Source organism: Stenotrophomonas sp. HMWF023 (assembly GCF_003060985.1).
GTDB lineage: Bacteria > Pseudomonadota > Gammaproteobacteria > Xanthomonadales > Xanthomonadaceae > Stenotrophomonas > Stenotrophomonas lactitubi.
The window spans coordinates 1-10,714 of sequence record NZ_QAIJ01000083.1; the positions used below are offsets into that span (position 1 = coordinate 1).

The 10,714-nt window shown below is 64.7% G+C and carries 8 protein-coding genes and 1 pseudogene; 7 read left to right on the plus strand and 2 right to left on the minus strand.

All coding sequences use genetic code 11. The features are described from left to right. Positions 1 to 227: 227 nt before the first annotated feature. The 3 genes from msuE to DBR20_RS03440 are packed head-to-tail and all read left to right on the plus strand — an operon-like array spanning position 228 to position 2,925. Entirely contained in the window at positions 228 to 809 is a 582-nt protein-coding gene (gene msuE, locus DBR20_RS03430) for an FMN reductase (protein WP_108265182.1), read from the plus strand. Between the two features lie 57 nt (positions 810 to 866). Continuing rightward, positions 867 to 1,844 carry a DUF1852 domain-containing protein gene (locus DBR20_RS03435; RefSeq protein WP_108265246.1) on the plus strand — a complete coding sequence of 326 codons (978 nt, stop codon included), beginning with the start codon at positions 867 to 869 and terminating at the stop codon, positions 1,842 to 1,844. 40 nt (positions 1,845 to 1,884) lie between these two features. Then, positions 1,885 to 2,925, plus strand: coding sequence for a methionine synthase (locus tag DBR20_RS03440; RefSeq protein ID WP_108265183.1), 1,041 nt, complete (start codon positions 1,885 to 1,887; stop codon positions 2,923 to 2,925). A 118-nt stretch (positions 2,926 to 3,043) separates the two neighbouring features. On the opposite strand, the gene DBR20_RS03445 is transcribed toward DBR20_RS03440, so the two are convergent. Beyond that, on the minus strand, positions 3,044 to 4,048 hold the full coding sequence (locus DBR20_RS03445) for a PHB depolymerase family esterase (RefSeq protein ID WP_108265184.1): 1,005 nt from the start codon (positions 4,046 to 4,048) through the stop codon (positions 3,044 to 3,046). Positions 4,049 to 4,135: 87 nt separating this feature from the next. Beyond that, the gene (locus DBR20_RS03450) at positions 4,136 to 5,539 is read right to left on the minus strand and encodes a GntP family permease (protein ID WP_108265185.1); all 1,404 of its coding nucleotides are present in this window, start codon (positions 5,537 to 5,539) and stop codon (positions 4,136 to 4,138) included. A gap of 170 nt (positions 5,540 to 5,709) precedes the next feature. Between DBR20_RS03450 and DBR20_RS03455 the strand changes: the two genes are divergently transcribed. The 4 genes and pseudogenes from DBR20_RS03455 to DBR20_RS22575 all read left to right on the plus strand — a co-directional run. Then, the gene (locus DBR20_RS03455) at positions 5,710 to 7,884 is read left to right on the plus strand and encodes a TonB-dependent receptor (protein WP_108265247.1); all 2,175 of its coding nucleotides are present in this window, start codon (positions 5,710 to 5,712) and stop codon (positions 7,882 to 7,884) included. Positions 7,885 to 7,895: 11 nt separating this feature from the next. Beyond that, positions 7,896 to 8,774 carry an alpha/beta hydrolase gene (locus DBR20_RS03460; RefSeq protein ID WP_108265186.1) on the plus strand — a complete coding sequence of 293 codons (879 nt, stop codon included), beginning with the start codon at positions 7,896 to 7,898 and terminating at the stop codon, positions 8,772 to 8,774. Then, the gene (locus DBR20_RS03465) at positions 8,771 to 9,256 is read left to right on the plus strand and encodes a MaoC family dehydratase (protein ID WP_108265187.1); all 486 of its coding nucleotides are present in this window, start codon (positions 8,771 to 8,773) and stop codon (positions 9,254 to 9,256) included. The genes DBR20_RS03460 and DBR20_RS03465 overlap by 4 nt, the downstream gene beginning before the upstream one ends. A gap of 70 nt (positions 9,257 to 9,326) precedes the next feature. Then, positions 9,327 to 10,714: pseudogene (locus DBR20_RS22575) on the plus strand (regulator); the annotation flags it as partial.

Below are 10,714 nucleotides of genomic sequence, written 5' to 3' on the forward strand. Positions count from 1 at the left end.
CCCCTGCTGTTCGACCTGCTGCACGATGCTGAGATGTATCCGCTCCAACATGACGATGAATCTCACTCATGGATTGGTGAAGTAATACCATTTTACGTCATGGGAAGGGCTGGCTAGCATCGGCTCATGCCTTCGGTTACCTGCCGGCCCGGTCACCCAGCCGGCCTGCAGGACTGCGCCCCTGCAGATCATCCCGATGGAGCCCCTCCCCTGCTGAAAGCGAAGAGATGACCCGCCCCCTCCGTATCGTCGCCGTTTCCGGCGGGCTGCAGCGCCCCTCAAGGGCCGCGACCCTGGCCGAGCACCTGCTGGACCTGATCGGCGAAGGCGTCCCCTGCGATCAGCACCTGATTGAACTGGGTGAACTGGCGCCGCAGTTGGCCGGTGCGCTCTGGCGCTCGCAGTTGCCCGAGACCGTGGAGCGGCAGTTGGCCGCTGTCGAGCAGGCCGATGTACTGGTGGTGGCCACGCCGGTCTACCGCGGCTCGTACACCGGCCTGTTCAAGCACTTCTTCGACTTCATCGACCAGGACGCGCTGGTCGACACCCCCATCCTGCTGGCCGCCACCGGCGGCAGCGAGCGCCACGCGCTGATGATCGACCACCAGCTGCGACCGCTCTTCAGCTTCTTCCAGGCCCGCACCCTGCCCTTGGGCGTCTACGCGACCGACCGCGATTTCGCCGACGGCCGCGTACACGACGAAGCGCTGATCCAGCGGGCGCGCCTGGCGGTACAGCGGGCCATGCCGTTGCTTGCCCTCTCCCATCGCGCAGCCCCTGTTGCTCTTGTGGCTGCTGCCGCTCTCTGAATGCCGACTGCCATCGACCTGCATTCGGATGTCACCCCGCAAACCGGAACGCCGCCCATGACGACCAGCAACTTCACCTTCAGCATCAGCCGTATTCCTTTCAACGAGGATTACCAGCCCGCTGACGGCACGCGCATCACCACCAACTTCGCCAACCTGGCCCGCGGCGAATCCCGCCAGGAAAACCTGCGCAACACGCTCGGCATGATCAACAACCGCTTCAATGACCTCGCGCACTGGGACAACCCGAGCGCGGACCGCTATGTCGTCGAGCTGGACATCATCTCCGTGGAGATGCACATCGATGGCAGCGACGGCAGCGATACGTTCCCGTTGATCGAGGTGCTGCGGCCGACCATCGTCGATACCCTCACCGGTGCGCGCACCGAAGGCATTGTCGGCAACAATTTCTCTTCCTATGTCCGCGACTACGATTTCAGCGTGGTACTGCCCGCCAGCAACGAGGGCAAGGCCACCTTCGGCATTCCCGACGGCTTTGGCGATCTGCACGGCAAGCTGTTCCAGCACTTCCTGGAGTCGGACGCCTACCGTGCGAACTTCAGCAAGGCGCCTGTCATCTGCATCAGCGTCTCCAGCAGCAAGACCTACCACCGCACCGAGAACCACCATCCCATCCTGGGCGTGGAGTACCGGCAAGGCGAGTTCTCCCCCACCGACCAGTACTTCGACAAGATGGGGCTGAAGGTGCGCTACTTCATGCCGCCGGGCAGCGTCGCGCCGCTGGCGATCTACTTCCAGGGCGACCTGCTGGGCGATTACTCGAACCTGGAACTGATCGGCACCATCAGCACGATGGAGGCCTTCCAGAAGATCTACCGCCCCGAGATCTACAACGCCAATTCCGTGGCTGGCAAGGTCTACCAGCCCAGCCTGAAGCATCAGGACTACTCCTCCACCCGCATCGTCTACGACCGCGAGGAGCGCAGCCAGCTCGCGGTCAAGCAGGGGAAGTTCACTGAAGAGCACTTCATCAAGCCGCACCGCGCCGTGCTTGAGCAGTGGGCCGCCCGCTGATCCATCGATTTTCCATTCGCCCCCCAGGACACAAGACGCAATGTCGACGAAGAAACTGCTCCCCACCTCCACCGCCGGCAGCCTGCCCAAGCCCTCCTGGCTGGCGGAGCCCGAGAAGCTCTGGTCGCCCTGGAAGCTGCAGGATGAAGCGCTGAATGAAGGCAAGCAGGACGCCCTGCGCCTGTCCCTGCAGGAACAGCAGCACGCCGGCATCGACATTGTCAGTGACGGCGAACAGACGCGGCAGCATTTCGTCACCACCTTCATCGAACACCTCAACGGCGTCGATTTCGAGAAGCGTGAAACCGTCCGCATCCGCAACCGCTACGACGCCAGCGTGCCCACCGTGGTGAGCGCGGTCAGCCGCCCGAAGCCGGTGTTTGTGGAAGATGCGAAGTTCCTGCGCAGGCAGACCACGCAGCCGATCAAATGGGCACTACCAGGCCCGATGACCATGATCGACACCCTGTATGACGCGCACTACAAGAGCCGCGAGAAGCTGGCTTGGGAGTTTGCGAAGATCCTCAACGAGGAAGCGAAGGAGCTGGAGGCGGCTGGCGTGGACATCATCCAGTTCGACGAGCCTGCCTTCAATGTGTTCTTCGACGAAGTGAACGACTGGGGTGTAGCCGCCCTGGAGCGAGCGGTCGAAGGACTGAAGTGTGAGACGGCGGTGCACATCTGCTATGGCTATGGCATCAAGGCCAACACCGACTGGAAGCAGACGCTCGGTTCGGAATGGCGCCAGTATGAAGAATCGTTCCCGAAGCTGCAGACCTCCAGCATCGACATCATTTCGCTGGAGTGCCACAACTCCCACGTGCCGATTGACCTGATCGAACTGGTGCGTGGCAAGAAGGTGATGGTGGGCGCCATTGATGTGGCTTCCAGCACGGTGGAGACGCCGGAAGACGTGGCCAACACCCTGCGCAAGGCGCTGCAGTTCGTGGATGCCGACAAGCTCTACCCCAGCACCAACTGCGGCATGGCGCCGCTGTCGCGTGATGTGGCACGGGGCAAGCTGCGCGCGCTCAGCGCAGGTGCACAGATCATCCGCGAGGAGCTTCTGGCACAGGGCTGAGCGGGACGGGGCGCATGCTGTCAAACGCGCCCGACTTCATCAGGCAAAGGCCGCACGCCAGTGCGGGAGCCCTCCACTCCCGCACTGGCGCCGCCTCCCCTGCTCCTGCGCCCCACACTCAGCGCTGCTGATCCTTCAGGAACAGCCAGGTGATCAGCGTGGCATCCGGCCCCTTGGGATCGGTGAACGGCAGTCCGGACTGGCTGCCGCTCCAGGCATGCCCCATCCCCTGCACCACGTAATGCTGGGCCAGCGTCCTGCCGCCATAGGTGTAGGTGTCGACCGTGTAGGCGCGCCCACCCGGCACCTGGCCGTGGAAGGTGTTGGTCGGTACATACTTCACCGAGTCGTTGTCCAGGCCATCGTCGGCCAGGTCATTGGTCTGCAGGAACTGGCGCACGGCCTGCTGCCCGTTCACCGGGTTCACCGTGGCGTCGGCGGTGCCATGGAACACCAGCACCGGGATCGGTCGCGGCGACGGCGAGCCCGAGCACTGCCAGGCCAGCCGCCCGTTGCTGTCCGGCGAGTAGATGCTGCCGGCCAACAGCGCGTAGGCGCTGCCGGAAATCGTGGTCGCGCCCTTGTACATGCCACCGGAGTGGATCGCGCCCGCAGCGAACACATCCGAATAACAGGCCAGCATGATCGAGGTCATCGCCCCGCCAGCGGAAATACCGGTGACGTAGACCCGATGCGGATCGATGCTGTAGCCCGCCTTCACCTTGTCCACGATGCCGGCCAGGATCGAGGCCTCGCCACTGCCGCGCGCCTGGTTGATCGGCAACTGCCAGTTCCAGCAGCGTGCCGGATTGGAGGTTACGTTCTGCCGCGGGTAGACCACGATGAAGCCTTCGGTATCCGCCACCTCATTGAAGCCGGAGGCCTCGCCCATCAGGTTCGGCCCGGTCACGCAGCCGTGCAGTACCAGCAGCAGGGGCAGTGGCTTCGTTTCGTCGTAGCCGGCCGGCACCCATACTTGGTACTCGCGGGCGCCGAACAGATTGCCGTACAGGCCGACATCCCAATGCCCGAGTGGGTCTGCCGCAGATGCGGTACTTGTCGTGGCCAGCCAGGTGCACAGCAGCAGCATCAGCGCCTTGATTGAATCGATTCCAGATTTCATGACCAGATCCTCATGCGTGAGTCGTGGATGAAGTGGTACCGGAAATCCTCGTGGACCGACCTTCCAGAGGGTGCTGCGACGCCGCTGTCAAACCCAGCCGGTGGCGTAGTAGATGCCGATCACCACGAACACCGCGAGGGTCTTGATGATGGTTACTGCGAAAATGTCCTTGTAGGCTTGGCGATGGGTCAGCCCGGTCACCATCAGCAGGGTGATGACGGCACCGTTGTGCGGCAGGCTGTCCATGCCACCGGAGGCCATCGCGGCAACGCGATGCAGCACCTCCATCGGAATACCGGCGGCCTGCGCGTTGGCGATGAAGGTCTCCGACATTGCCGCGAGGGCGATGCTCATGCCGCCCGATGCCGAGCCGGTGACGCCGGCCAGGCCGGTTACGGTCACCGCTTCGTGCAGCAACGGATCCTTGATGGAGCCCAGCGCGTTGGCCACCACCATGAAACCCGGCAACGCGGCGATGACCGCGCCGAAGCCATATTCCGAGGCGGTGTTCATGGCTGCCAGCACTGCACCACCGATCGCCGCCTTGGTGCCCTCGGCAAACTGGGTGACCACGGGGCGCCAGGCGAGCGCCAGCACCGACAGGATGCCCACCAGCAGCGCACCCAGCACCGCCCAGATTGCGGTGATCTTCGCCACGTTCTGCACCACCGGCGCGGAGCTGCCCAGGATCGACGGTATGAAGCTGTGCTCGCTGCCGTACCAGTGCGGCATGCCCAGGGTAAACAGCTTGTTGGAGACGAACACCAGCACCAGCGGCAGCACGGCAACGCCCGCATGTGCCAGATGGGTGCCGACGAATGGTGTGGGTTCGTTCACCAGGGTGGCCGGATCGCCGTAGCCCTCGCCATTGCGGACCGCAACGCGACGGCGCCACTCGAGGTAGGCCATGCCAACCGCCAACACGAAGATGCCGCCAAGCGTGCCCAGCACGGGTGCCGCCCAGGTATCGGTGCCGAAGAACGTGGTTGGAATGATGTTCTGGATCTGCGGCGTCCCCGGCAGCGCGTCCATGGTGAAGCTGAAGCCGCCCACCGCCAGCGTGGCCGGAATCAGGCGCTTGGGGATGTTGCTCTGGCGGAACATTTCCGCCGCGAACGGGTAGACCGCGAACACCACTACGAACAAAGACACGCCGCCATAGGTCAGCAGGCCCGACACCAGCACGATCGACAGCATTGCCCGCTGCGGTCCGAACAACCGGATCGCGGCACCGACGATGGAGCGGGAGAAGCCAGATAGTTCGATCAGCTTGCCGAACACTGCGCCCAGCAGGAATACCGGGAAGTAGAGCTTGAGGAAACCAACCATCTTGTCCATGAACAAGCCGGTGAACATCGGCGCCACCAGCGAGGGATCGGTCAGCAGCACAGCGCCCAGTGCGGCGATGGGCGCGAACAGGATCACGCTGTAACCGCGGTAGGCCACCAGAATGAGGAAGGCCAGCGCTGCAAGTACGATCAGTAACGACATACGGCGCTTCCAGGTGGGGACGCGCCCAGTATCCGGATCTGGCGACCGCTGCCGACTGGACCTAGGTCCACTCGCCGGTGTGCCACGGCGCCGCTAGCCTAGGCAGCATGGGTGGCAATGGGCCATCTGCCTTGGGGGAGGACCGAATGAAACGGAATTGCTTGAGCCTGATGATCGGCACGCTGTTGGCCACCGGGCCGGTTCTGGCGCAGGAAGCACCGCAGGGCGCGCCGGCGGCGGGCAGGACCGCTTCGGCGACCAACCTGGACAGCATCACGGTGACCGCGCGCAAGCGCGAGGAAACCCTGCAGGAGGTGCCGGTTGCCGTCACCGCTTTCACTTCCGAAGCCTTGGACAAGATGAATGTCCAGGACATCAGCGACCTGGATGGACAGGTGCCCAACCTGACCATCTATGCGGCGCGCGGCGCCAGCAGCACGGTCACGGCCTACATCCGCGGCGTCGGCCAGTCCGATCCCACCTGGGGCGCTGACCCGGGCGTGGGCATCTACCTGGACGACGTCTACATCGCCCGCCCGCAGGGTGCGTTGCTGGACGTGTTCGACGTCTCGCGCATCGAGGTGCTGCGCGGCCCGCAGGGCACGCTGTACGGCAAGAACACCATCGGCGGTGCCATCAAGTACATCTCGCGCGGCCTGCCCACCCAGACCGAAGGCTTTGCCCAGATCACCGTGGGCAACTACAGCCAGCTCGACGCCAAGGCGGCGATCGGCGGCCCGATCGGCGGCGCCGACAGCGGTCTGCGCGCGCGCGTGGCGGTGGCCAGCATGAATCGTGACGGCTTCGGCGAGAACACGTTTACCAACCAGCCGGTCAGTGACAAGCAGATCAATGCGGCACGCTTCAACCTGGGTGCGTATGCCGGTGACGATTTCGACGTGCAGTTCGCCCTGGACTGGATCGATGACCAGTCCGGCATGCGCGGCTCGAAGATGCTGGCGCCCAACCCGTTCGTGCGTGCCTACCCGCCGATGGATGACCGCTACGACATCCGCTCGGGCATGCGCAACCTCAACAACGTGGAGACCAAGGGCGCCTCGGCCACGGTGAACTGGCGGCCCAGCGAAGATGTTGCACTGAAGTACGTGGTGGCCAAGCGCGAATCGGACAGCGACGCGAACATCGATTTCGACAGCACGCCGGTCAAGCTGGCCGATGTGGGTGGCACTTACCACGACGACCAGGTCAGCAACGAGGTGCAGCTGAACTACGATTCCGGTGGACGCGTGCGCGGCGTGGTCGGCCTGTACCAGTTCAGTGGCGAAGCCGGCGGCCAGATCCGCAACAACTTCTTCAACCTGCAGTTCGGCGACACCCGCGGCAAGGTGCTCACCGACAGCATCGCGCTGTATGCCGATTGGACCTTCGACCTGACCAGCAAGCTGAAGCTGGACGTCGGCGCCCGCTACACCGACGAGGACAAGCGCGCAGTCGTGTTGAACCGCTTCTACGCCGACGCGACCTTCAGCAGACCCATCGCGGTGGCGGCGGATTTCGACAAGAAGACCAACTTCAAGAACGTCTCGCCGAAGGTGTCGCTGGACTACCAGATCACCCCGGACATCATGGTCTACGGCCTGGCCACGCGAGGCTTCAAATCCGGCGGCTACAACATCCGCGCCAATGCCGTGGCGGTGCCGCGCTCGGCCGAGCCGTTCGATGACGAGACCGTTGACAGCTTCGAGATCGGCAGCAAGATGGCCTTCCTCGACCAGCGCCTGTTCCTGAACCTGTCGGCGTTCCACAACAAGTACAAGGACATCCAGCTGTCGGTGTTCACCGGCATCGATACCAATGGCGACGGCGTCGATGATTCCTTCTTCGGCGACTTCACCAATGCCGGCGCCGGCACCATCAACGGCCTGGAAATCGAGTACCAGTACCTGCCCAGCCAGCACTGGCTGATCTCCGGCAACCTGGCCTGGCTGGACGCCAAGTATGACGAGTACATGGATCGTGGCGTCAATGTTGCCAAGCAGATGAAATTCACCAACGCACCGGACTTCTCGGGCGCGTTGAACGTGGAATACCGCACCGACCTGGCCAATGGCAGCAACCTGTCCGCGCGGGTGAGCTACAGCTACCAGAGTGAAGTGTGGCCGACCACCGACCTGAGCCCGGTGATCCGCCAGGACGGCTACGGGCTGGTCAATGCCGGTGTGATCTGGAAGCTCGACGACGCCTGGACCTTCTCGCTGCAGGGCACCAACCTGGCCGACAAGGAATACCGCACCACCGGTTACAACATTCCGGCGGTCGGCACGCTGATTGGTTTCTATGGGCCGCCGCGCCAATATAGCCTCAGCGTCCGTTACGATTTCTAGGAAGCTTCTGCATGACACCGTCTTACGATGATCTGTACTGGAAAAGTGACGATGGCCTTCGCCTGCATGCGCGCGACCATGCCCCGGACGCGGGGCAACCGCCCCGTGGCACGGTGGTCTGCATCCCCGGTTTGACCCGCAATGGCGCCGACTTCGATGCCATTGCGCAGTCGCTGACCGCCGTCGGCTGGCGGGTGATCGCCGTTGACCTGCGCGGGCGCGCAGGCTCGGAACCTGCGCCCGACCCGTCCAGCTACAACCCGCGCGCGTATGCCGATGACATGGTGGCGCTGCTGCGGTCGCAGAACATCGACAAGGCGGTGTTCGTCGGCACCTCGCTGGGGGTGCTGGTCACCATTACCCTCGCTTCGCGTGCGCCCGGACTGATCGCCGCTGCGGTGCTGAACGATGCAGGCCCCAAGGTGCCGCGCGAAGCCCTGGCGCGGATCGGCAAGTACGCCGGCAAGCCCGTGCCACCGATGGACCTGGCACAGGCCACGACCTATGTGGAGTCCATCGGCAAGGCTGCGTTCCCGCGCTTTACCACCGACGATTGGCGGGCGATGGCCGTACGCACCTTCCGCCAACGCAGCGATGGCCTGCTGGAACTGGACTACGACCCGGCGGTGATCCGCACAACCCGTCCGTGGGTGCTGTGGCTGCTGCGCCCGGTGCTGTGGCGCGCGGTGCGTGGCCTGACTGCACGCGCGCCAGTGCTGGTCGTTCGTGGGGCGCTGTCGGACATCCTGCCTGCCGATGTCGCGCGGCAGATGGCCGCCACCTCGCCCAACGCCCGCCTCGTTGAAGTGCCGGAGGTGGGCCATGCGCCGATGTTGTCCGAGCCCGAGGCGCGTGATGCGATCCTGGCATTGCTGGAGCGCGTGCAATGAGTTCCGAGGTTTCGATGGATGAGCTGCCTGCCGCCCTGCAGGCCCTGCGGCAATGGGCGGCAAGCGAGCGGCTGAGCGCCAACACGCGCATCGCGCAGTCGCGCATCGATGCTTTCGCCGACGCCACCGGTGACCACAACTGGATCCACACCGATCCGGCCCGCGCCCAGACCGGCCTGCCGGGTGGGCAGACCATCGCGCATGGTTTCCTCCTGCTCTCGCTTACCGTCGAGGACGATGTGGCGGCCCTGGCCGGTTTTCCCGGCATCGCCCACGTACTCAACTACGGGTTGAACAAGGTCCGCTTCCTGGCGCCGGTGCCCAGCGGTTCCGAGGTGCGGGTGCGCTCGCAGCTGCTGTCACTGGAGGCACGCAGGCCCGGGCAGTGGCTGCTGGCCCAGCACAAGACGGTGGAAGTGATCCCCACCGGTGAGGTGGCCGTGGTCGCCGAACAGCTGTCGCTGATCGTGCTCGCCGACTAGCGCCGCCCTACCCCCGCAGTGCAGCACCGGCCCGCTGCCCGTCGGCCGCGGTTCTCTCTACACTGGAGCGATGTTGACGCCTTCCATCGTCCTGTTCGCCTGCATCGCGTGGACCGTGCTGCTGTTTGGCGTCGCCCTGTGGGGAGAGCGCCAGGGGCATCGGCTGTCGAAGGTCTGGCCGGCCATCTACGCGCTGTCGCTGGGCGTGCACTGCACGGCATGGACCTATTACGGGGCCGCCTCGCAGGGCGTGCAGTGGGGCTTTCCGATTCCGCCGACACTGATCGGCATGGCGCTCATTTTTGCCTTCGGCCTGCCGTTCCTGGTGCGGCTGGGGCGACTGGCCAAACAGCACAACAGTGCCACCATCGCCGATCTGGTCGTTGCACGGCTGCGAGCCGATCAAGGGTTGGGCATCACCATTACCCTGGTCGCGCTGTTCGGCATCATTCCCTACATCGCGCTGCAGCTCAAAGCAGTCAGCCAGGGCCTTGGCGCCTTGCTTGGCGATCAGTTCGCGCCCGTCGGCTGGCAGCTGGACGTGTCGTTCTGGTTCGCGCTGACGATGGCGGCGTTCACCACGTTGTTCGGCGCACGCAAAGCGTCTGCCACCGAACACAACCGCGGCATCGTGGTCGCGCTGGGCCTGGAATCGCTGTTGAAGCTGACGGCACTGCTGGCCATCGGCCTGTATGCCGCGCTCTCGGTGCACAAGGCTGGCGCGCCGCTGCTTGAAAAGATGGCGCACCTGCCGCCGCCGGCAGTGGTGCCGGATTACCTGACCATGGTCGCGCTCGGTGCGATGGCCGCGTTCACCCTGCCCCATCAGTTCCATGTGGGCGTGGTCGAACTGCGGCAGTCGTCGGACCTGAAGACGGCGCGCTGGCTGTTCCCGGTGTACCTGCTGTTGATCGGCCTGCCGTCGGTGCCGATGGCACTGGCCGGTGCCGCACAGTTGCCGTCTTCGGTATCGCCCGACCTGTATGTCCTGGCCCTGCCGCAGGAACGCGGCCACCACCTGCTGGCGCTGCTGGCCTACCTGGGCAGCCTGAGCGCGGCCACCGGCATGATGATCCTGTCCGGGCTGACCCTGTCGATCATGCTCGGCAACCACGGCGTGGGCTCGCGCCTGCTGAGCGGCGTCAACGGCTTCAACAGCGGCGCCGATCTGCGACCGCGCGTGCTGGCCTTCCGTCGCGCCGGCATCCTCGCCGTGTTCCTGATGTCGTGGCTGTACAGCCGCGCGATGAGCGGCACCGAGGCGCTCAGCGATTTCGGCCTGATGTCGTTCACCGCGCTCTCCCAACTGGCACCGGCTGTACTGGTGGCGGTGTACCGTCCGCGCACGCCCTCCCCGGCCATCATCGCCGGCATCGTGCTGGGCTCTCTGGTCTGGCTGTGGCTGGTGTTGCTGCCGATGGTGATCCCCGCCCCGCCACCGTCGGTCAGCCCCGACGG